This is a genomic window from Arthrobacter sp. 05T45, assembly GCF_056395875.1.
Genome location: NZ_JBFTKI010000002.1, coordinates 145,358 through 165,867, shown reverse-complemented (window position 1 = coordinate 165,867; position 20,510 = coordinate 145,358). Strand labels below are relative to the sequence as shown.

Annotated in this window: 16 protein-coding genes; 8 read left to right on the top strand and 8 right to left on the bottom strand. The window is 68.6% G+C overall.

Going from position 1 to position 20,510, the window contains the following annotated elements; all coding sequences use genetic code 11:
- Nucleotides 1-12 precede the first annotated feature (12 nt).
- Together AC1DGD_RS03425 and AC1DGD_RS03420 are read right to left on the bottom strand one after the other, a co-directional pair.
- The gene (locus AC1DGD_RS03425) at nt 13-2,193 is read right to left on the bottom strand and encodes an acyl-CoA dehydrogenase family protein (protein WP_476855898.1); all 2,181 of its coding nucleotides are present in this window, start codon (nt 2,191-2,193) and stop codon (nt 13-15) included.
- Between the two features lie 75 nt (nt 2,194-2,268).
- A complete protein-coding gene (locus AC1DGD_RS03420; protein WP_476855897.1) occupies nt 2,269-3,009 on the bottom strand; it encodes a TetR family transcriptional regulator in 741 nt (246 codons plus the stop codon).
- 61 nt (nt 3,010-3,070) lie between these two features.
- On the opposite strand from AC1DGD_RS03420, the gene AC1DGD_RS03415 reads away from it, so the two are divergent.
- The 3 genes from AC1DGD_RS03415 to AC1DGD_RS03405 are packed head-to-tail and all read left to right on the top strand — an operon-like array spanning nt 3,071 to nt 6,718.
- Nucleotides 3,071-4,456: an acetyl-CoA C-acetyltransferase gene (locus AC1DGD_RS03415; protein WP_476855896.1), complete on the top strand. Its 1,386-nt coding sequence runs from the start codon at nt 3,071-3,073 to the stop codon at nt 4,454-4,456.
- Nucleotides 4,457-4,466: 10 nt separating this feature from the next.
- Nucleotides 4,467-5,807, top strand: a complete 1,341-nt coding sequence (locus tag AC1DGD_RS03410; protein ID WP_476855895.1) for a 3-oxoacyl-ACP reductase — start codon at nt 4,467-4,469, stop codon at nt 5,805-5,807.
- Nucleotides 5,804-6,718: a MaoC family dehydratase gene (locus tag AC1DGD_RS03405; RefSeq protein ID WP_230009567.1), complete on the top strand. Its 915-nt coding sequence runs from the start codon at nt 5,804-5,806 to the stop codon at nt 6,716-6,718. Before AC1DGD_RS03410 ends, AC1DGD_RS03405 begins: the two co-directional genes overlap by 4 nt.
- Nucleotides 6,719-6,816: 98 nt before the next feature.
- Here the strand turns inward: AC1DGD_RS03405 and AC1DGD_RS03400 are convergent, their stop codons facing one another.
- The 5 genes from AC1DGD_RS03400 to AC1DGD_RS03380 form a co-directional block, all read right to left on the bottom strand.
- On the bottom strand, nt 6,817-7,980 hold the full coding sequence (locus AC1DGD_RS03400; protein ID WP_476855894.1) for an FUSC family protein: 1,164 nt from the start codon (nt 7,978-7,980) through the stop codon (nt 6,817-6,819).
- A gap of 82 nt (nt 7,981-8,062) precedes the next feature.
- The gene (locus AC1DGD_RS03395) at nt 8,063-9,187 is read right to left on the bottom strand and encodes a serine hydrolase domain-containing protein (protein ID WP_476855893.1); all 1,125 of its coding nucleotides are present in this window, start codon (nt 9,185-9,187) and stop codon (nt 8,063-8,065) included.
- 53 nt (nt 9,188-9,240) lie between these two features.
- Nucleotides 9,241-10,308: a glutathione S-transferase family protein gene (locus AC1DGD_RS03390; RefSeq protein WP_476855892.1), complete on the bottom strand. Its 1,068-nt coding sequence runs from the start codon at nt 10,306-10,308 to the stop codon at nt 9,241-9,243.
- Nucleotides 10,309-10,317: 9 nt separating this feature from the next.
- Entirely contained in the window at nt 10,318-11,106 is a 789-nt protein-coding gene (locus tag AC1DGD_RS03385; RefSeq protein WP_476855891.1) for a M50 family metallopeptidase, read from the bottom strand.
- Nucleotides 11,103-11,456, bottom strand: coding sequence for a TraR/DksA family transcriptional regulator (locus tag AC1DGD_RS03380; RefSeq protein ID WP_476850934.1), 354 nt, complete (start codon nt 11,454-11,456; stop codon nt 11,103-11,105). The genes AC1DGD_RS03385 and AC1DGD_RS03380 overlap by 4 nt, the downstream gene beginning before the upstream one ends.
- Before the next feature lie 155 nt (nt 11,457-11,611).
- Between AC1DGD_RS03380 and malQ the strand changes: the two genes are divergently transcribed.
- Both malQ and AC1DGD_RS03370 read left to right on the top strand, forming a co-directional pair.
- Nucleotides 11,612-13,855, top strand: a complete 2,244-nt coding sequence (gene malQ / locus AC1DGD_RS03375; protein ID WP_476855890.1) for a 4-alpha-glucanotransferase — start codon at nt 11,612-11,614, stop codon at nt 13,853-13,855.
- A 120-nt stretch (nt 13,856-13,975) separates the two neighbouring features.
- A complete protein-coding gene (locus tag AC1DGD_RS03370; RefSeq protein WP_476855889.1) occupies nt 13,976-15,034 on the top strand; it encodes an alkaline phosphatase family protein in 1,059 nt (352 codons plus the stop codon).
- Nucleotides 15,035-15,164: 130 nt separating this feature from the next.
- On the opposite strand, the gene AC1DGD_RS03365 is transcribed toward AC1DGD_RS03370, so the two are convergent.
- The gene (locus AC1DGD_RS03365; RefSeq protein WP_230011455.1) at nt 15,165-15,434 is read right to left on the bottom strand and encodes a hypothetical protein; all 270 of its coding nucleotides are present in this window, start codon (nt 15,432-15,434) and stop codon (nt 15,165-15,167) included.
- 240 nt (nt 15,435-15,674) lie between these two features.
- Between AC1DGD_RS03365 and AC1DGD_RS03360 the strand changes: the two genes are divergently transcribed.
- From AC1DGD_RS03360 to AC1DGD_RS03350, 3 genes are all read left to right on the top strand, one after another.
- Nucleotides 15,675-17,192 carry a CYTH and CHAD domain-containing protein gene (locus tag AC1DGD_RS03360; RefSeq protein ID WP_476855888.1) on the top strand — a complete coding sequence of 506 codons (1,518 nt, stop codon included), beginning with the start codon at nt 15,675-15,677 and terminating at the stop codon, nt 17,190-17,192.
- Nucleotides 17,153-18,361, top strand: a complete 1,209-nt coding sequence (locus tag AC1DGD_RS03355) for an AI-2E family transporter (protein WP_476855887.1) — start codon at nt 17,153-17,155, stop codon at nt 18,359-18,361. Before AC1DGD_RS03360 ends, AC1DGD_RS03355 begins: the two co-directional genes overlap by 40 nt.
- A 121-nt stretch (nt 18,362-18,482) precedes the next feature.
- Nucleotides 18,483-20,462 carry an APC family permease gene (locus AC1DGD_RS03350; protein WP_476855886.1) on the top strand — a complete coding sequence of 660 codons (1,980 nt, stop codon included), beginning with the start codon at nt 18,483-18,485 and terminating at the stop codon, nt 20,460-20,462.
- Nucleotides 20,463-20,510 lie beyond the last annotated feature (48 nt).

Genomic DNA, 20,510 nt, shown 5'->3' with positions numbered 1-20,510 from the left:
ATTTCGGCTGGGTCAGCCGCGGGCTTTGGTGCCCTGGGCCTTGGTGCCGTGAGCTTTTGTGCCGTGAACGGCGCGGGCAAGCAGGATCTTTTCGTCCAGTGGCGCCTGGCCGCTGGCCCGCTGCTTGCGGAAGTAGTCCCGGGCCTCGTCCTGGCGGGCCTTCTCCGCGCCGGTGGAGATCTCAGCGCGGAGGTGCTCCGGGCCGTACCCGAACGCGTCCACCAGGTCCAAGGCGTGCGGACGGATCTTCACGAGCAGGCGGTTGATGTATTCGCCCACAGTGCGACCGCGTTGCATCGACAGCCTGCCGTTCATGAGGTACCAGGACAGGTTCTTCTCGATCAGGGACAGGCCGAAGAGATCGCGCAGCCACGTCAGGACTTTGTGCGTGCCCGGGTCTGTCACCTTGCCGAGGGCCTCGGTAAAGGCCTCCCACTGCAGCAGCTCCGCATGGGCCTGGGCGGCTTCGATGAGTTCGTGCTGGTGGGCGTTGAACAAGGCGGCGCCCTGCTGCTGCGGGAGCTTGTTCGCGCCCTTGAGGGCCGTGGCCACCTCCGCGACCATGGTCTGGACGCGGTCCGTGAGCAGGGTCCGCTGGCTTGCTTCGTCCTTGATCGCCAGCGCCGCTTTCTGCACTGATCCGGTGTCGGCCACGAACTGGGCGACGCCGCGCAGTCCGGTGCGGTGGATTGCCGCACCGGTGGCCTGGCCCACGACATAGCGGGCCAGCACGCCGACGTTGACGGTGCGGAATTCCTTGGCGTAGTCCGCCAGCAGGCGCTTGGCGACCAGCTGCAGCAGGACGGTGTTGTCGCCTTCGAACGTGGCGTAGACGTCGAGGTCGGCGCGGAGCGAGGCGAACCGGTTCTCGATCAGGAATCCGGCACCACCGCAGGCCTCGCGGCATTCCTGCAGCGTATCCAGGGCGTGCCAGGTGCTCAGCGGCTTCAGGGCCGCGGCCAGGGTTTCGAGGTCCTGGCGGTCCTGGTCGGTGTCGTGGCGGCCGGAGAAGACATCGTCGAATTTCTGCAGCAGTTGCTCGCTGGCGAAGCTGGCGGCGTACGTGGTGGCCAGCCGGGTGAAGAGCCGGCGCTGGTGCCGCTGGTAGTCCAGCAGCACTTCCTCGTCGGTCTGGGAGGAGGCATTGAACTGCCGGCGTTCGGTGGCGTACTGGATGGCGGTCTTCAGGGCCAGCTTCGACGCCGTCACGGCGGCTCCGTCGAGGGAGACCCGGCCCTGGACCAGCGTGCCGAGCATGGTGAAGAAGCGGCGGCCCGGGCTGGCGATGGGGGACGTGTAGTTGCCCTCGGGGTCGACGTCGCCGTAGCGGTTCAGGAGGTTGGTGCGGGGAATCCGGACGTTCGTGAAGTGAATCCGGCCGTTGTCGATGCCGTTCAGGCCGCCCTTGACCCCATCGTCCTCGCCCCCGATGCCCGGCAGGAAGTCCTTGGTCCCGGGGTCCCGGAGGTCCATGTAGAACGCGTGCACGCCGTGGTTGACGCCCTTTGTCACCAGTTGGGCGAACACGACGGCGGCCAGGCCATCGGTGGCGGCGTTGCCGATGTAGTCCTTCCACGCTGCCCGGAACGGTGTGTGGACCACGAACTCCCCGGCGGCGGGGTCATAGGTGGCGGTGGTGGCAATGCTGGCCACGTCGGAGCCGTGCCCGGTCTCGGTCATGGCGAAGCAACCCGGGATCTCCAGGCTCATGATGCCGGGCAGCCATTTCTCGTGGTGTTCCGCGGTGCCGAGGTGGTTCACTGCGGAGCCGAACAGGCCCCACTGCACGCCGGCCTTGATCTGCAGCGACGGGTCGGCGATGACCAGTTCCTGGAAGCCGGCCACGTTGCCGCCGTGGTCATCGGAGCCGCCCACGGACTCCGGGAAGGCGCGGTGGACGGCCCCGTTGTCCACCAGGATCCTGAGCTGCCCGAAGACGCGCCGGCGGTGTTCTGTGTGGGTCTGGCCCTCGATCTTGTGCAGTTCCGGGCGGCCGGCGAGGCCCCTGGACTTCAGCCGGATGTCGGCCCACTTGCCGAGCAGCTGTTCGCCAAGGGCCGCGACGTCGACGGCGGGCGCCTCAGGGGTACCGGGCTGGCCGGAACGGCCGGTTGCCGTGGTTGCCGCCGGCTGTTGTGGTTGCGGCCGGCGCCGGGGTGCGTTGCCGGTGGTGCGGTCGGCTAGTTCAGTCATGTCGTTTCCTTCTGTGGTTCTGACAATCTTTAGTGCTGACAGTTCAGGTCGCGGGCGGGGGCCGGTGTGCCGCTGCTACGGCGCGCCCTGGCCTGCCGGGTCTGTTCGTTCCGTTTGTGCTGCTTCTGCGGGAGGAGGTGCCTGCAGCTCGGGGGCGATGCCGAAGCAGAGCCAATCCGTGATCTGCCGCGCCATGGCCTCCTGGCCGGGCTTGGCCGGCCCGGGCGGGCTGGCGAGCCACTGTTCGCCGGCATTCCGGACCAGGCCGATCGCGGCGTTGGGCCAGTAGCCGATCACGGCTTCCTTGTCCTGGCCGCCGCCCAGATGGCTGCGCATCGGCCGGGCAATCATGTCGCTGATGGCGGCGAAGAAGTGGCTCAAGGCTCCCGCCGTGGACATGGACGGGCCGGCCGTTTCGGCCTCGCCGGAAGCATGGCGCGTCACGAACGTGTAGACATTCGGGCTGGTCTCGGCCATTTGCAGGTACGCGGACACCATGGCGAACAGGCCTTCGCGGGGCGTCTGGGCGCTCTGGGCCGCCTCCTGGATGCGCCGCTGCATCTGGCTCAGGACCACCTCGCCCACGGCCTGCTGGAGTCCGGCTTTGTCGCCGAAATAGCGGTAGAACACGGACTTCGACGTTCCCGCGGCTGCGGCAATGTCCTCCATGGATGCGTCGCTGCCGAGGGCATGCACCGCCTTCCGGGCGGACTTGATCAGCTCCCGCCGCCGTTCCTCGCGGTGGGACTGCCAGCGGGAAGCGCGGCCGTCGACGGCGGCCTGCCCGGCGGGCACGGCGGCTTTGGGGATGTTCACGATACCCAGCGTATCAGGTACGCTGGGTATCGGTAATCGCTTTGATCGAAGGAGACAGCCCATGTCCGTCAACGGACAGTCAGTGCCCCGCCCCCAGCCAGCCGCCGCACCCGCCGCCGGGAAGACACAGCACGCCAGCGCGGGCCCGGCGCAACTCCGCAAGGCCGTGGTCGTGGGTGGCAACCGCATCCCGTTCGCCCGGACCGGAGGCGCGTACACGAAGTCCTCCAACCAGGACATGCTCACGGCCGCCCTGGATGGCCTGATCGCCCGCTTCGGCCTGCAGGACGAGCGGATCGGGGAAGTCGCGGCGGGGGCGGTCCTCAAGCACTCCCGGGATTTCAACCTCACCCGGGAAGCGGTGCTCGGCTCGGCCCTCTCCGCCGAGACCCCGGCGTATGACCTCCAGCAGGCCTGCGCCACCGGCCTGGAAACGGTGCTTGGCCTGGCGAACAAGATCAAGCTGGGCCAGATCGATTCCGCGATCGCCGGCGGCGTCGACTCTGCCTCTGACGCCCCCATCGCCGTCAGCGAGGGACTCCGCGAGGTGCTCCTTGACCTCAACCGCGCCAGGACGATGTCCCGGAAACTGCAGGTCCTCAGCCGGCTCCGTCCCAAGGATCTGGCTCCCGATGCACCGAACACGGGGGAGCCGCGCACCGGCCTGTCGATGGGCGAGCACCAGGCGCTGACCACGGCGCAGTGGAAGATCACCCGCGAGGCCCAGGACGAGCTGGCCTTCAACAGCCACCGGAACCTGGCCGCGGCCTACGACGCCGGCTTCTTCGATGACCTCCTGACCCCCTACCGGGGACTGAGCCGCGACTCCAACCTGCGCGCCGACACGAGCCCGGAGAAACTGGCCACCCTCAAGCCCGTATTCGGCAAGAACCTGGGCGCCGAGGCGACCATGACGGCCGGCAATTCCACCCCGCTGACAGATGGCGCCTCCACCGTTCTGCTGGCGTCCGAGGAATGGGCCGACGCCCACGACCTCCCCAAGCTCGCCGCGGTGATCGACGGCGAGGCTGCCGCCGTCGACTTTGTCCACGGCAAAGACGGGCTGCTCATGGCCCCGGCCTTCGCGGTGCCCCGGCTCCTCGCACGCCACAATCTCAGCCTCGCGGACATCGATTTCTTTGAGATCCACGAGGCTTTCGCCGGCACGGTGCTGAGCACCCTCGCTGCGTGGGAGGACGACGAATTCGGCCGCACCCGCCTGGGCCTGGACGGCGCCTTCGGCAGCATCGACCGGGCCAAGTTGAACGTCAATGGCTCCTCGCTGGCCGCCGGACACCCGTTTGCGGCCACGGGTGGCAGGATCGTGGCCTCGCTGGCGAAAATGCTGCACGAAAAGGGCGACGTCAACGGGCGTCCGGCCCGCGGCCTCGTGTCCATTTGCGCCGCCGGCGGCCAGGGCGTCGTCGCAATCCTCGAAGCACTCTAGGGAGAACCGGATGAGCGACAAGTACACCCGGCTGGTCAGCCACGGACTCGGCAAAGACCTCGCCAAGCGTCTCGGCCTCCCGCAGCCAGTGGTCCTCCGGCGGCACGAGCCCGGCCGCCGCCTCATCGACGGACCGGTCCTGGTCCAGGGATCAACCGGCGGCGCCGACGAGCTCGCCGCCACCCTGCTGGACTGGAACCTCGATGTCCGTCGCCACGCGATACCCAAGGAGAAGCTCGGCGCCATCATCCTGGTGCTGGACGAGCTGGCCCACCCCGGCGACTTTGAGAAACCGGTCCTCACCGCCGCCGCGTCGCTGCGTGACCTCGCCCCGAACGCCCGCATCATCACCGTGTCCCGCACGGCGGGCTCGGCCACGGAACCGGCAACGGCGGCTGCCAGGCAGGGCGTGGACGGTCTCCTGCGGTCTTTGGCGAAGGAACTCCGTGCCGGCGCCACCGGCAACGGCATCCTGCTCGCCGACGGCGCCCGGACCACGAGCCCGGCAACACTGGGGGCTGTAAGGTTCTTCCTCTCGGGCCGCTCGGCGTTCGTGGACGGGCAGTTCCTGACCGTCAGCTCCGGCGCCGGCCAGCTGCCCGACGACGTCGAGAAGCCGCTGGCCGGCAAGGTGGCCGTCGTGACCGGCGCCGCGCGCGGCATTGGGGCCGCGATTGCCCGCACCCTCTACCGCGACGGCGCCACACTCATCCTCGTCGACATTCCGGCTGCGGGAGAGCATCTGGCGGCAGTGGCCAACGAGGTCCATGGGACGGCCCTGCAGCTGGACATCAGCCGCGACGACGCCGGCCAGCGGATCATCGGCCACGCCGCGGCACGGCACGGCCGGCTGGACATCATGATCCACAACGCAGGGATCACCCGGGACAAGCTCCTGGCCAACATGGACGCTGGCCGCTGGAACTCCGTGCTCGCCGTCAACATCGCCGCGCAGCTGCGGATCAATGAGGCCCTCCTGGCCTCGGAGCACTTCCAGGACTCGCCCCGGATCGTGTCCGTGGCCTCCACCAGCGGGATCGCCGGAAACCGCGGCCAGACCAACTATGCCGCGTCCAAGGCCGGCGTGATCGGCATGGTCCGCGCCACGGCGTCTCTCATCGGCGAGCGCGGCGGCTCCATCAACGCCGTGGCTCCGGGGTTCATTGAAACCGAGATGACTGCCAAGATCCCGTTCGCCACTCGCGAAGTGGCGCGCCGGCTCAACTCCCTGCAGCAGGGCGGCCGGCCGGGCGACGTCGCCGAGGCCATCGCGTTCCTGGCCAGCGACGCCGCGGGCGGGATTTCCGGGGAGGTGCTGCGCGTCTGCGGGCAGAACCTGGTCGGCGCATGAACGGTTTCCAGACCGTCATCCTGGGCGAGATGCCCGCCCTGTCCAAGCTCTACGTGAACGCGGCCGCCGCCGCGGCACGACGCCGGGTCCTGGGCACCCACGGCGGCACCGAACTGCCCGCCTACATCCACGAGGTCCGTGGCATGCGGGCCGACGTCGCCAATCTGACGGCGTATCAGCACCTGATCGGCGAGACCGCGAGCGATATCCTGCCTGCGGGCTTCATTCATGCCCTGGCCTTTCCGCTGGCCATGAGCGTGATGAACCGGGACGATTTCCCGCTGCCCCTGCTGGGCATGATCCACCTGACGAACAGGGTGGTGCAGTCCGGGCCGGTCCTGTTCACGGAGGCCCTGGACATCCGGACCCGCGTGGAGAACCTGCGGGGGCACCGCGCCGGTACGCAGCTCGATGTCGTCGCGGAGGTGCGCGCCGCCGGGCAGGAAGAGGTCCTCTGGCGCGGGGTTTCGACCTACCTGGCCAAGGGGGTGTTCCTCCCGGGGATCGACAAGGCCTCGGTGGCCGTGCCGCCGTCGCCGTTCTCCGTGCCGGATCCCACGGCCCTGTGGCAGCTGGGCGTCGATACCGGGCGTGCCTACGCGGCTGTCTCCGGAGACTTCAACCCCATCCACCTGAGCGTCCTGACCGCCAAGGCCCTCGGGCAGCGGCGGTCCCTTGCCCACGGCATGTACCTCGCGTCGCGGGCACTGGCCGACGTCGGTGCCGTCAAAGGCGACGCGTTCAGCTGGGAGGTGGCCTTCGAGGCGCCCGTGTTCCTGCCCGCCCGGGTGGCGCTGGACATCAGCACCGTCCAGACCGAGGGCGGCGGCTGGCGGCGTTCGGACTACGTGGCGTGGAACCCGCTGTCCGGTCGCCGGCACTTCAGCGGATCGGTCGCCGCGCTGGACTAACCGGTACTGCCATAGCCGGGCAGGACAGACAGTCCGACGGCGGCATCCGCTGTGGGGTTACCCCGGCGGGAGCCGCCGTCGTTGTGCCTGCCGGTTGCTTAGGTTGCGGACGGGGTTTCGGACGGGTCCGCCGGTTGCTCTTCCGGCCGGCCGGGCTTCGCCACCCGCAGCATGCGGTGCATGCTCAAGAGAATGGATTCCACCGCGCTGGGGGCGTCGTGGGTGTGCGGCACCGAGCCAAGCCTGGCGGTGAGTTCGTTGATCGCCGCGTCGGCGGTGCGGGCCAGCTCGGCCTGGCGATCCGGGTTGTCCTCCTCCGTGGCTCGCAGCACGTCGCCGACGGCGGACATGGCGTCACCGAGGGGTGCCGCGTATTCGTTCGGAATCACGAACGGGGTGTCCTCGGCCCAGATGACGTCGGAGAGCACCTGGGTGACGTCCTGGACGTGGAATGTGAGCCGCTCCAGGTCCCGCAGGTTGCGGTAGTCGAGGGTGATGTCGCGCGGATGCAGCCGGCGGCGGGGATTGGCCCGGCGGCTGGCGTCAGCTTTCTCGACGGCGAACCGCACTGAGCGGGCGTGCGCCGCGAGCGCTTCCGAGCGGCGGGACCAGTCAACATGCTCCGGCGGCCAGCTCTCCTTGAGCGCCTTGCCCATGTCCCAGAGCTGCTGGGCGAGCGCCTGGCGCAATTCCACGATGCTCAGGGCCGCGGCCCGGAAATGCAGCGGCGGGAAGACCAACAGATTCACGACGATGCCCACCGTGACGCCGACCGCCATCTGGAAAAGGTACCCGAACGAGAACGAGTCCGGGTTGTGGCCGCCCACCAGCAGTACCAGCAGGGCCGCCGTCGGGATCCAGTCCCGGCCCGAACCGATCTTGGGCAGTCCGGCGAGGATAACGCCCAGTCCCATGACCACCGCGACCGTCCACGGCGACGGCGAGCCGAGGCTGAAAAGCATGAACGCCAGTCCCACCCCGATCGCCAGACCGACCAGCGCCTGCAGGCCCTGGCGCATGGAACCGGCAACGTTCTCGTACATGGCCACCAGGGCGCCGAGCGGGGCGTAGTAGGGGTAGTCAGCGGCGGAGCCCGGCATGAAGGGCGCGATCGCGAAAGCAATGCCCGCTGCCAGCGCCGCCTTCAGAGCCAGCTGGAGCCGCGGCCACACGAGCGCCGCCGCGACGCCGCTGGCCGCGCCATGGGCCCGTATGCGCAGCCAGGAGGGCGGCTTGTCTGTTGTCTTTTCTGGAGTGACCATCCCGGCTCACCCTAGGGCCGCGTGGTTGCTGCTACAAATGGACGAACCTGCTGCGGCGCCGCAGGAGCCTGCAGGGGGCCGGTCAGGACGCGTCGCGGGCGGCCCGCCGCACTGCCGCGGACAACCGCTGGGCCCGGCCGCTGGTCCGGCCTTCTTCGCTGCGGCGCGGCACGTACCCGAATCCGAGCCCGTAACCGGGATCCGCGAAGCCGAGGGCCGCGTTGGCGCCCTCGTGTCCGAAGGCCAGGTGGCTGCCGAAGTTCCGCCCCGGCTGGGGTTTCATGAACACGACGGCAAAGGCGTTGTCCTGCCCGGAGCACCGGTCCAGTCCCCACACCTGCTCAGCGGCCATGAGTTCGATGGTGGCCGGGCTCAGGAACGCGGGGCCGCCGTCCACCCCGGTCGTGGCGGCGGCGTAGAGTCTGGCCAGTCCGTCGGCCGAGCCCACGCCGCCGGCGCTGCTCATTCCCGCGGCACGGACGACGCGGTGGTTGGGCAGTTCCATGATGGTGCTGACCGGCGCGTTGCTGTTCAGGCCGTCGAGGCTGAGCGGGTCCAGCCACGGCTGGGCCGGGTCAGGGTCGTAGAGCACCTCGCGGTACCGCGGTTCCTGGTCCTCGGGCAGGCCCAGGAAGAAGTCGATGCCCCGCGGGCGGCGGATACGCTCTTCGTAGAGCCGCTGGAGCGGCACTCCGGCGGTGCGGCGGCAGAGTTCCTCCATGAGGATCCCGATGGTCAGGGCGTGATAGCCGAAAGCCGTGCCCGGCCGCCACAGCGGCGCTGAGGCCGCGAGACAGCGGGCCGCCTCGGGTTCGGTGAAGTCGGCCAGGGCGAACCCGCCGGCGACGCCGGGCAGCCCGGCCTGGTGGGACAGCGCCTGCCGGACGGTGAGCAGGTCCTTGCCGTGGACGCCGAACTCCGGCCAATAGGACGCGACGGTCCGGTCCAGATCGAGAAGGTTGTCCTGGACGAGCACGGCGATGACCATGGCGGCGGCGCCCTTGGAACACGAGTACGTGCCCGTGATGTCGCCGGCAGCGAACCCCGGGCCGCCGCGGAGGTCCACCACCTTCGTTCCCAAACGGTAGACGGTCAATTGCGCGCTGTAGTCCTGGTCCTCGGAAAGGAAGGAGTCGAAGAGCTCACGCACCTCGGCGAACTCCCGGGTGGCAAAGCCGGCCGAGAGGGACTGCGCTGCGTGTTCCATGGACCCCATATTCATGACCAACACCCTAACGGCCGTCCCGGGCGCCGGCGGCTTCAGGCTGCGCCGTGTCCCGGGGCAACCTCTTCGCCGGCCCGGACCGGTCCCGGGGGTGTGCCGTCGCCGAACGGCCGGCCGCCGAGTTCTTCGCGGCCGTGCCCGGTGAGCCAGCTGCCCAGTTCCGGCCCGCGCGGGACGATTCCGGTGGGGTTGATGTCCTCATGCACGATGTAGTAGTGCTGCTTGATCTGCACAAAGTCGGTGGTGTCGCCGAAGCCGGGGGTCTGGAAGAGGTCCCGTGCATAGGCCCACAGCACCGGCATTTCGCTGAGCTTTTGCCGGTTGCACTTGAAGTGCCCGTGGTAGACGGCGTCGAAGCGGGCAAGTGTGGTGAAGAGCCGGACGTCGGCCTCCGTGATCGTGTCGCCGACCAGGTACCGCTGGCCCGCCAGGCGTTCCTCGAGCCAGTCCAGGGCCGTCCAGAGCCGATCGTAGGCGGCGTTGTAGGCCTCCTGGGAACCGGCAAAGCCGCAGCGGTAGACGCCGTTGTTCACCTCAGTGAAGACACGCTTGTTGACGGCGTCTATTTCTTCCCTCAGGTGCTCCGGGTACAGCTCCGGCGCGCCGGCGCGGTGGTACTGGGTCCACTCCGTGGAAAAGTCGAGCGTGATCTGGGGGAAATTGTTGGTGACTACCTGCCCGCTGGGGACGTCCACGATCGCCGGGACGGTGATCCCGCGGGGGTAGTCGGGGAAGCGGCGGAAGTAGGCGTCCTGGATGCGTTCGACGCCGAGGACCGGATCCAAGCCGTCCGGATCGAGATCGAACGTCCAGGACCGGGCGTCATGGGTGGGGCCGGGCTGGCCGAGCGAGATGACCGCCTCCAGGCCGAGGAGCCGGCGCACGATCACTGTGCGGTTGGCCCACGGGCAGGCGCGCGCTGCGATGAGGCGGTAGCGGCCAGGTTCCACGGGCCAGCCGGGTTCGCCGTGGGCGCCCGTGGCACCGTTCCGGGTGATCCGGTCCTCAATGTAGTTGGTATCCCGGGTGAATTCCTCGCCGCCGGTCACATACGCGCCCTTGGTGCTGAATCCCGGATCGTCGGTGTGGGTACTCAGGCTCATGGTCCCAGCCTAAGGCCGGGAAGGGAACGGCCCGAACGCGGCCGTGAACACGGGCGCCATCGGCTGCCAGGCAAACCACCATGCCCCGGCCACAACCACGGCGAAGAGGGCAATCCACACCGCGGCGGGGATGGAGGTGGCCCGGGCCAGCAGATAGGCGTCCGACGTCGGGAGCCTGTCCCGGTGCCGCAAATGGACGTTGGCCAGTTTGCCGAGGTCCCTGACGGCAGCGACCAGTAGCGCCAGGCCCAGCACGATCATCACGTGGCCCTTGAATACCGGCGGCACGAACAGCACCAGGAGCGCCGAGGCCAGTACGGCGGCGGCGGTGATGAGGAGACCCACGCCGTTGCGGAGGAACAGGAAGGATGCCAGGAGGATGAGCGTGCCCACCGACATCGCGGCCGGCCCCCAGCCGTTGAAACCGCACCAGACCATCGCCGCCCCGACGACGGCCGGCACGGGGTAGCCCCAGAACGTCGACCAGGCGGCGGAGAGGCGGCTCCTGCTGTACGTCGTGGTGGTGCCGGAGTGGTCCAGGCCCAGCCGGATGCCTCCGAGCCGCTGGCCGGTGGTAAGGGCGGCAAACGCGTGGCCGAGTTCGTGGGTCACGGTGGCGAGCAGGCCAAAGTAGCGCCAGGACAGGCGGGGCAGGGAGACGGCCACTGCCAGCAGGACCACCGCAACGAGCTCAATACTGCTCACATGCGGGCTGGGGGCGTGGGTGAATCCGGCAACGATCCGCTCCCACCATGTCAGGGCCAGGTTCGGTTCCCCCAGCAGGCCGGGCGGGGTCATGCCCTGCCCGAGGCATGCGCGATGCAGTACGCGGTCCAGGGCCTGGCCTCCAGCCGGTCCTCGGGGATCGGGGTGGCGCATACAGCGCAGATTCCGTAGGTGCCCTCGTCCATCCGCGCGAGAGCGGCATCGATCTGCAGCAGGGAAGCCCTGCTCTGTTCCAGGAGCGCGGAGGCCTGGGATAGTTCGAAGGCGATCGTTGTGCCCTCGGGGTCGTGTTCGTCGTCGACGTTGGAGTCGAGGCGGGCGGCATTGACCGAGGTGATGTCCCGGCGGAGGGCGGGCAGGAGGGCAAGCTTCCGGTCACGTTCCTCGCGCAGGAGGATCCGGAACCGTTCGACGTCAACCATAGGCTTCAAGGCTAGCGCGGCCGCTGCGGGGGCGCCTAAACGGGCCGAAGGAGCCGTCCGCGCCGGGAGCCGGCCAAGGACTCAACGAACTGGTAGATGATTCCCACATCCACGGAAAGGGCGCGGGCGGTGGGGGCAGCGTCTAGAGTGGGCGCATGGTGGACCAGACGCACCCCGAGACCCCCGCAAACCCCGAGGACCGTCCAAACCCCGATCATCCTGCAGACGCCGGCAACGCCGCGGCCCCCGGGAGTCCCGGGCAGACCGGGGACGCTGATACGGCCGACGCGCTCCTGCGCGAACTCGCCGCAGCCTATGGCGTCGACACCAGCTACTGGGGCTGGGACGGAGTGCAGCGTTCCGTGGCCGCCGGGACCCTGCAGGACGTGCTGGCGGCCCTCGGAGTCCCCGCCAACGGGCCCCAGGAACAGCAACGCTCCCTGGCTGAGTCCCGGCTGGCACCCTGGCGGCGCATCCTGCCCCCGGTCCTTGTAGTGGGGGAGGGACAGGAGTCCCACGTCGAGGTCCACGTCCCGCACGGAAGCGAGGTCCGCGTCTGGATCGACGCCGAGGACGGAAGCAGCTTTGAGGCCGCCCAGCGGGAGAACTGGGACCAGCCGGTCGACGTCGACGGCGTTCTCACGGGACGTGCCACGTTCGCCATACCCGGCGGCCTCGGTCTCGGCTGGCACACCTTGAGAGCCGACGCCGCGGGCACGGCGGCGCAGTGTCCGCTGGTTGTTACGCCAGACCGGCTCCGTGCCTCGGCCCTGCTCAAGGAACGCCGCACCTGGGGACTGACGGCCCAGCTGTACTCCGTGCGGTCCTCCCGGTCCTGGGGGATTGGCGATTTCGCCGATCTCGGGGACCTCGCCGAGGTTGCCGGAGAGCAGGGGGCCGGCTTTGTGCTGGTCAATCCGCTGCATGCCGCCGAACCAGTGCCGCCGGTCGAGGACTCCCCGTACCTGCCCACCACGCGGCGCTTTTTCAACCCGCTCTACCTGCGGGTGGAGGAAATCCCGGAATACGGTTACCTGGACGCAGCCGGCCGGGCCGAGGTGGCACGCCTGGCCGAAGGCCTGCAGGCGGCCAACCGTTCCCGGGACCTCCTGGACCGCAACGCCAGCTACGCGGCAAAGCTCGCGGCCCTGGAACGCGTGTTTGCGGTCCGCCGCGGGCCGGCCCGCACCCGGCAGTTCGCCGACTTCTGCGCAGAGCAGGGGCCGGGGCTCGAGGACTTTGCGCTGTGGTCTGCGCTCGCCGAAGAGCTGCCGCCGTCGGCGCCGGAATGGGCCGGAGCGGCGGCATCCCCGGCGTCGCCCTACTGTGTCGAGCAGCGGCCGAGGCTGGCAGCCCGGATCGAATTCCACTGCTGGCTGCAGTGGCTCTGCGACCAGCAGCTCGAGGCGGCCCAGCGTTCGGCACGCCAGGCGGGGATGGGGATCGGCGTCGTCCATGACCTCGCCGTCGGGGTAAAACCCGGCGGTGCCGACGCCTGGACCCTCTCCGGCGTTCTTGCCCGGGGCGTCAGCGTTGGTGCGCCTCCGGACATGTTCAACCAGCTGGGCCAGAACTGGTCGCAGCCGCCATGGCATCCGGGCCGGCTCGCCGAATCCGGCTATGCCGCCTACCGGGACATGCTCCGTACCGTGCTGCGGCACGCCGGCGGCATCCGGGTGGACCATATCCTCGGCCTGTTCCGGTTGTGGTGGATCCCCGAGGGCGGGGGGCCGGAGAGCGGCACGTATGTGCACTACGACCACGAGGCGCTCATCGGTATCCTTGCCCTCGAGGCGCAACGGGCCGGGGCGATCGTGATTGGCGAAGACCTCGGGGTGTTCGAGCCGTGGGTCCGCGGCTACCTGGCCGAGCGGGGGATATTCGGCACGTCGATCCTCTGGTTCGAACACGACGCCGATGGCCCGATTCCGCCGGAACACTACCGCGAGCAGTGCCTGACCAGCGTCAACACCCACGATCTGCCCCCGACGGCGGGCTACCTCGCCGGTGAACACGTCACCTTGCGCGAATCGCTCGGGCTGTTGCGGCGGCCAGTGGCGGAAGAACGCGCCGAGGCCGCGGCCGAGCAGGAGGCCGTGCTGGCCCGGGTCCGGGCACGCGGCCTGCTGGCGGAAAACGGCACGGACGTCCGGACCACGGTTGAGGCGCTGTACGCCTACACGGCGCTGGCCCCGTCAGCGCTGCTGGGGGTGGCACTGGTCGACGCCGTGGGGGAGACCCGGACCCAGAACCAGCCGGGCACCAGCACCGAATACCCGAACTGGCGCATTCCGCTGGCCGCTCCCGAGGGTGTGGTGCTGATAGACGACCTGCCGGACAACGAGCGGTTCCTGTCCCTGCTGGGCACCGTCCGCGGCGCGCTGCATCCCGGAGGGTGACCGGACACGGGGGAGCCGGACCGTGGACCGGGCGCGGGCAGCTTCTTGACCTGAGCCTGGCCTGAGGCCGGGAATGCGAACAGCATTGGCCGCACCAATACCGGCCGCTAGCATGGACCGATGACGCGGATCGGCCGACTCTCCCTGGCCGGCGGATGGGCGCTGGCGATGCTGCTGGCGGGGTGCACGTCGGTGCAGCCCCTCCAGGCCGGCCCGCCTTCGCAGCCCCCATCTGCCGAGTCCCCACCGGCCGGGTCCCTGCCTGCCGGGCCGGCGGGGACCGAATCGCCGCCCACGTCCCCCGGCCAGGACACGCCCGCCGCGACCCCACCACCATCCCCGTATTTCGCGCAGCCGGCCCCGCACCCCGCTCCGGGCGGGCAGGCCAGCGGCGGAATCGCGCACATTGTGGTCATCGTCCAGGAGAACAAGGCGGCCTCGCAGATCATGGGCGCCAGCGAAGCGGGCTACTTCAACAAGCTTGCGGCGGAATTCTCCGTGGCCGCCAACTACCGGGCCATCACCCACCCGAGCCTGCCCAACTATCTCGCCCTCACGAGCGGAACCAGCGCGGGGATCACCAGCGACTGCAAACCGGACTCGTGCACCGCCGATGTGCGCTCGATCGCCGATGAGATCACCCAATCCGGACGGACCTGGAAAATGTACGCCGAGGGCATGCCCGCGCCCTGCGCCGCGCATGACTCCCGCCGGTATGCGGTGAAGCATAATCCGTTCATGTATTACCCTGCCGTGACGGACGACGTGGCCTCCTGCTCGGACCATGTTGTTCCGTATGACCGGCTGGGGCAGGACCTGCAGTCGCCGTCGACCCTGCCGGACTACTCTTTCATCAGCCCGGACATGTGCAACGACACCCACGACTGCTCCATCGGTACCGGAGATGACTGGCTCGCCCGCGAAGTGCCCAGGATCCTGGGATCCCCGGCCTTCACGACGCAGAACTCCCTGCTGGTGATCACGTGGGATGAAGGCAGCAAAGACGACAACCGGGTGGCTACGGTTTTTGCCGGCCCGGCAGCGCGGAAGCACTTCACATCCAATGCCGCCTACTCGCACTATTCCTTGCTGCACACCATCGAGGACGTGTGGGGGCTGAGCCCCCTGACCGATGATGTCCGCAATGCGCCGCTCATGGGTGAATTGCTGAACCACTAGCGGTCAGCCTATTCCCGGCCAATACACAGGAACCACTGCCCATAATGGACCCGAAGCTCCGGTCAACCGCTATTTGACCGGAGCTTCGCCACATCCGCCTGCACCGCCGGCGGTGTCCGCCCGGGTGAAGCTAGGGCTTGGCCTCGACGAGGAAGACCAGGGTCTCGGGCAGTACGCCGTCGTAGGCCATCGCCTCGCCCATTACGTCATTTTGCATCGCGGCCATGAGGGCATCCACGTCAGGGACATCCATCATCACTGCGACTTGCGTCGGGTTCTCGGGGTTGACGAACGTACGAATGTTGGTGATCCCCAGTGGGCCGAACACCTCTTCGCGCTTCGGCGAGGCAAGCCAATGATCCTTGTCCTTGACATCGTGGTGGCCGATTATGGTTGGCATGGCGGTCCTCTCGCAGGGGGCCAGCGGTCCGCCGGCCCACTGCTCCGAAAGTTACTCGCCGCCGCATGCCCGGGCAAGTCATTTTTCCAGCCTCATACCGCGCGTCTGTGTGCCTTACGGAGGGCCGCCGCCCTGAACTGGGCGGCCGCCCGTCCCCAGCGCCCGGTTCCCGTGACAATCTCCTCCGATAGGGGCCTTTGGGCACAAGCCCGGCGCGTGCGGGAGTTCCTAAAATGAAGCATGGCCGCCGACGCGATCGAGGTGGAACGCAAGTACAGCCCTTCGGAATCCGACGCCCTCCCGCCACTGGCATCAATCCCAGGGGTAGATCGCGCCGGGCAGCCCGTAAACGAATTGCTGGACGCCGTCTACTTTGATACCAAAGCACTGGCATTGGCCAGGCAACGGATCACCCTGTGCCGGCGGTCAGGCGGTCGGGATGCAGGATGGCATCTCAAACTGCCGGTCGCCGTGGGGGAGCGCCGGGCGATTCGGGAGCCGCTTGGCGGCGATCAGGATGCCGTGCCGGAAAATTTGCGGCAGCTGGTGCTCGTCCACACCCGCTGCCACGCGCTGATGCCGGTTGCACACATCCGGACCAGCCGGAGGGTCACGCGGTTGTACGCCGCCGACGGCGCAGTCCTTGCCAACTTCAGTGACGACCGTGTCGAGGCCCAATCCCTGCTAACCCGCGCGGGACCGTCGCGGTGGCGGGAATGGGAACTGGAACTCGCCGGCGGCCCCCGTCGGCTGCTGCAGGACGCCGACGCCCTGTGCGCCGCAGAGGGAGTCACCATCGCCACCCACCCGTCCAAGCTCGCCCGGGCGCTCGGACCGGACTATCCGGAGAATCCGGGCACGGTTCCGAAACCGAGCCCGAGCGGGCCGGCCTCGGACGTCATGCTCTCGTACGTATCCCAACAGATACGCGCCGTGAAGCTGAATGATCCTCGCGTCCGGGTCAATGCGCCCGATGCCGTGCATCAATTCCGGGTGGCCGCCCGCCGGTTGCGGTCGGCACTGGCAACCTTTCGAACGCTCACAGATACGACGTCGGCCAGGTTCCTTAGGGGCGAGCTCCAGTGGCTCGCCGGCAACGTGGGCCAGGCCAGGGACGCCGAGGTCATCCGTGCCCGGCTGACGCAAATGATCAGTGCCGAACCTGCGGAGCTGTTGATCGGGCCAGTCGCGCAGCAGATCCAGGAGCACCTCGGCACTGTCCAGCAACAGGGCCTTGCCGCCGGACTGGCGGCGCTGGACAGCGCCCGCTACTTCCGCCTCCTCGATGCCCTCGATGCCTTCCTTGCGGTACCTCCGCTGAGCAGCGGGGCAGGCAATGATGCGCCGGGGACGGTTGGCCGGCTCGTTTCCGCGGAACGAAAACGCCTCAAGGCGGCGGTCCGGTCCCTTGACGGCGGCACAGGCGGGACACCGCAGGATGCCGCATTGCATGAAGTTCGGAAGGCTGCCAAGCGGCTGCGCTATGCCGCAGAGGCGGCTACCCCCATTTTCGGCACTCAAGCAACGAACGTTGCCCGGGCCGCGGAGGGCATCCAGGAGATCCTCGGAGACTTCCAGGACAGCGTCGTCACCCGGGAATCCCTACTGGTGCTGGCGGGGCAGGCCGCGGATGCCCCCGGCAGCGGATTTACCTTCGGGCGCCTGCACGCCCTCGAGCAGCAGCGCGGCAACGAAGCCCGCTTGCGGTTCTACGATGCGTGGCAACAGTCCAGGCCGAAGCCCCTGCGCTGGGCCTAGCCGCCGCGTCCGAACGCCGGGAGAACCCCTTGATCGAACCCCGCAACGCAATGCCGGCCATCTGGTCGGACGGACTGGGCCGCGCCAGCATCCGCTCCGTGCAGGTCCTGGCCGTGTCCGCCCTCGCGTGGGCAATCATCTGGGCCGCCAGCCGCATCCCGCTCGTCATCATCCCCGTCCTCATCGCCGTTATCCTGGCCGCAGCGATCTCCCCGCTGGTCCGCTGGCTCACCGGGCACGGCTGGCCGCGCGCCCTCGCGGTGGTTGCCTCGTTCGTGGCCATTCTCGCCGTTTTCGGCAGCGTCATCGCCGGCATCGTCATTCTGGTCTCCAACCAGTGGGGCGAGCTCACGGCCCGGGCCGCTGCGGGGGTCGAGCAACTGCACTCATTCCTGAACCACGGACCTGTCCCTGTCAGCGACCAACAGATCACCGCCGTCATGGACTCGGTGCGGGAGTTCTTCACCTCGAGCACGTTCAGTGCAGAAGCCCTCACCGGTGCCCGCACGGCGGTGGAAATCTTCACCGGCGCGGTGCTGATGGCCGTCACCCTGTTCTTCTTCCTCAAGGACGGTCCCGAAATCCGGGCCTTTCTCATTGGCATGCTGCCGGCCGACCACCGCGCCAGGGCACGGCTGGCGGCGGATCGCAGTACCGTCGTCCTGGGCGGGTATGTCCGCGGCACGGCCATGGTGGCCGCGGTTGACGGTCTCGTCGTCGGGATCACCCTCGCCATTATGGGAGTGCCGCTGGCCCTGCCGCTGGGAGTGTTCATCTTCATCGGCGGATTCATCCCGATCGTCGGCGCTACCGTCGCAGGCACCCTCGCCATTGTCGTCGCGCTGGTCTCCAACGGGCTGGTCCAGGCGCTCATTGTTGTGGCCGTGGTCATCGGCGTGAACCAGCTCGAACACCACTTCCTGCAGCCGGTCCTGATGGGCAGGGTCCTCAGCATCCACGGCCTGGCGATACTGCTCGTCCTGGCGGCGGGCACCATACTGGCCGGCATTGTCGGCGCGCTGCTGGCCGTGCCGATCACCGCCGTCACGTGGACGGTCGTGAAGACATGGACCGGCAAGGACCCGCTGCCAGGACTTGAGCCGCCCGGGCCGGAGCTGCCCGGACCTGAGTTGCCCGGGCCGGAGCTGCCCGGACCGGAGCCGCGGTAGGCCCGCCGTTCCGGACGCTGCCTGAAGCTGACCGCGGCAACGGGGACCCGGCACTACAATTGACCGGTTCCCAGGACTTGCTCCTGCCCGGCACACGCCCGGCCACCAACAGAAAGATCCGATGCAGACCACTTCTGACCACGCCGTCCCGGCGCAAGTTGACCTGAAGCAGGCCGACCGCCCGGACCACAAGCCCCTGGTCCGCTGGCTACTGGCCAACCAGGTCGCACCCGCCGGCCCCGAAGCCGAGGAAGATCACAAGCCCAACGCCTGGTGGAAAGTCATGTGCCTGACCGGCGTCGACTATTTCTCCACCCTGTCATACCTTCCCGGTATCGCCGCCCTGGCCGCCGGTGCCCTGTCGCCGCTGGCCACCCTGCTCATTGTGGCCCTGACCCTGCTGGGCATGCTCCCCATGTACCGCCGGGTCGCGCAGGAGAGCCCGCACGGGCAGGGCTCGGTTGCCATGCTGGAGAAGCTGCTCCCGTTCTGGCGCGGCAAGTTCTTCGTCCTGCTGCTGCTCGGGTTCGTTGCGACCTCGTGGATCATCACCATCACCCTCTCCGGAGCGGACGCGACGGTGCACCTGCTCGAAAACCCGATCGTGCCTGCGGGATTGAAAGGCAGTGCCGTGATCATCACGGTGATCCTGCTGCTGATCCTGGGTGGGGTGTTCCTGCTCGGCTTCAACGAGGCCGTCGGCGTCGCCATTCCGCTTGTGGCCGTCTACCTGCTCCTGAACGCCGCGGTCGTCGCCGCAGGATTCGCCCATGTTCTTTCCGAACCGTCCCTGATCGCCGGCTGGACCGACCGGCTGCTCGCCAGCGCCGGCGGCGGCCCCATGGACCTGATCGGGCCCGCCGTCATCGCCTTCCCCCTGCTGGTCCTGGGCCTGTCCGGGTTCGAGACAGGCGTCTCGATGATGCCGCTGATCAAGGCCACCGGCGACAGCCCCGAGCAGATCATGGCGTCCCGGGTCAGGAACACCCGCAAGCTGCTCACCACGGCGGCGGCCATCATGAGCGTCTACCTGATGTCCACCAGCTTCCTCACCACGGTCATGATCCCGGCCAAGGAGTTCGAGGAGGGCGGACAGGCCAACGGCCGCGCCCTGGCGTTCCTCGCCCACGACCTGTTCGGCGCCGGGTTCGGCACCGTTTACGACATTTCCAGCGCCCTGATCCTTTGGTTCGCCGGAGCCTCCGCCATGGCCGGACTCATCAACATCGTGCCCCGGTACCTGCCGGCCTACGGCATGGCGCCGGAATGGGGCCGGGCCGTCCGCCCGGTCGTCATCGTCTACACCGTGCTGAGCGTCGGCATCACCATCGCCTTCAACGCCGACGTCAACGCCCAGGCAGGTGCCTACGCCACCGGCATCCTGGCCATGATGGTATCCGGAGCCGTCGCCGTGACCGTCTCCGCGATCCGCCGGCACAGCCGCGCCGGAACCATCGGCTTCGGTGCGCTGACCCTGGTCCTGCTGTACGCGCTGGGCGCCAATGTCATCGAAAAGCCCGACGGCATCGCGATCTCGGCGTTCTTCATCGCCGGCATCATCGTCGTCTCGCTCATCTCCCGGGTCCAGCGCACCACCGAACTGCGGCTGGAAACCATCGAGTTCGACGAGGCAGCCCGGCAGTTCATCACCGATTCGATTGCCTTCGACGGGCAACTGAACGTCATCGCCAACAAGCGCCAAGCCGGTGACAAGGCTGAGTACGCGGACAAAGAGTACGAACAGCGCGGGCTGAACCCCGTCCCGGGCCCGGCGGATGTCATCTTCCTGGAAGTGGAAATCTCCGATCCTTCGGCGTTCAGCCACACGCTCCGGGTCGAAGGCGTCGAAGTGGACGGCTACCGGGTCCTGCGGGTGGAGTCCCCGGCCGTGCCGAACGCGATCGCGGCCGTCCTGCTGGCCATGCGCGACTCGACCGGCACGAAGCCCCAGTGCTACTTCGAGTGGTCCGAGGGCAACCCCGTCGGCCACCTCATGCGGTACCTGTTCCTGGGCGAGGGCGACACCGCGCCGCTGGTGCGCGAAATCCTCCGCGAGACCGAGCCCGACCAGGCACTCCGGCCCGCCATCCACGTGGGCTAGGCAGAGCGCACTCTAACCACAACGAACAGCCCCGCCGGGATTTGAGCA

Coding starts and splice junctions, on each gene's coding strand:
- AC1DGD_RS03405 (WP_230009567.1), top strand. CDS start 5,804: ATGAACGGTTTCCAGACCGTCATCCTGGGCGAGATGCCCGCCCTGTCC.
- AC1DGD_RS03415 (WP_476855896.1), top strand. CDS start 3,071: ATGTCCGTCAACGGACAGTCAGTGCCCCGCCCCCAGCCAGCCGCCGCA.
- malQ (WP_476855890.1), top strand. CDS start 11,612: ATGGTGGACCAGACGCACCCCGAGACCCCCGCAAACCCCGAGGACCGT.
- AC1DGD_RS03425 (WP_476855898.1), bottom strand. CDS start 2,193: ATGACTGAACTAGCCGACCGCACCACCGGCAACGCACCCCGGCGCCGG.
- AC1DGD_RS03400 (WP_476855894.1), bottom strand. CDS start 7,980: ATGGTCACTCCAGAAAAGACAACAGACAAGCCGCCCTCCTGGCTGCGC.
- AC1DGD_RS03395 (WP_476855893.1), bottom strand. CDS start 9,187: ATGGAACACGCAGCGCAGTCCCTCTCGGCCGGCTTTGCCACCCGGGAG.
- AC1DGD_RS03390 (WP_476855892.1), bottom strand. CDS start 10,308: ATGAGCCTGAGTACCCACACCGACGATCCGGGATTCAGCACCAAGGGC.
- AC1DGD_RS03410 (WP_476855895.1), top strand. CDS start 4,467: ATGAGCGACAAGTACACCCGGCTGGTCAGCCACGGACTCGGCAAAGAC.
- AC1DGD_RS03370 (WP_476855889.1), top strand. CDS start 13,976: ATGACGCGGATCGGCCGACTCTCCCTGGCCGGCGGATGGGCGCTGGCG.
- AC1DGD_RS03350 (WP_476855886.1), top strand. CDS start 18,483: ATGCAGACCACTTCTGACCACGCCGTCCCGGCGCAAGTTGACCTGAAG.
- AC1DGD_RS03380 (WP_476850934.1), bottom strand. CDS start 11,456: ATGGTTGACGTCGAACGGTTCCGGATCCTCCTGCGCGAGGAACGTGAC.
- AC1DGD_RS03365 (WP_230011455.1), bottom strand. CDS start 15,434: ATGCCAACCATAATCGGCCACCACGATGTCAAGGACAAGGATCATTGG.
- AC1DGD_RS03360 (WP_476855888.1), top strand. CDS start 15,675: ATGGCCGCCGACGCGATCGAGGTGGAACGCAAGTACAGCCCTTCGGAA.
- AC1DGD_RS03385 (WP_476855891.1), bottom strand. CDS start 11,106: ATGACCCCGCCCGGCCTGCTGGGGGAACCGAACCTGGCCCTGACATGG.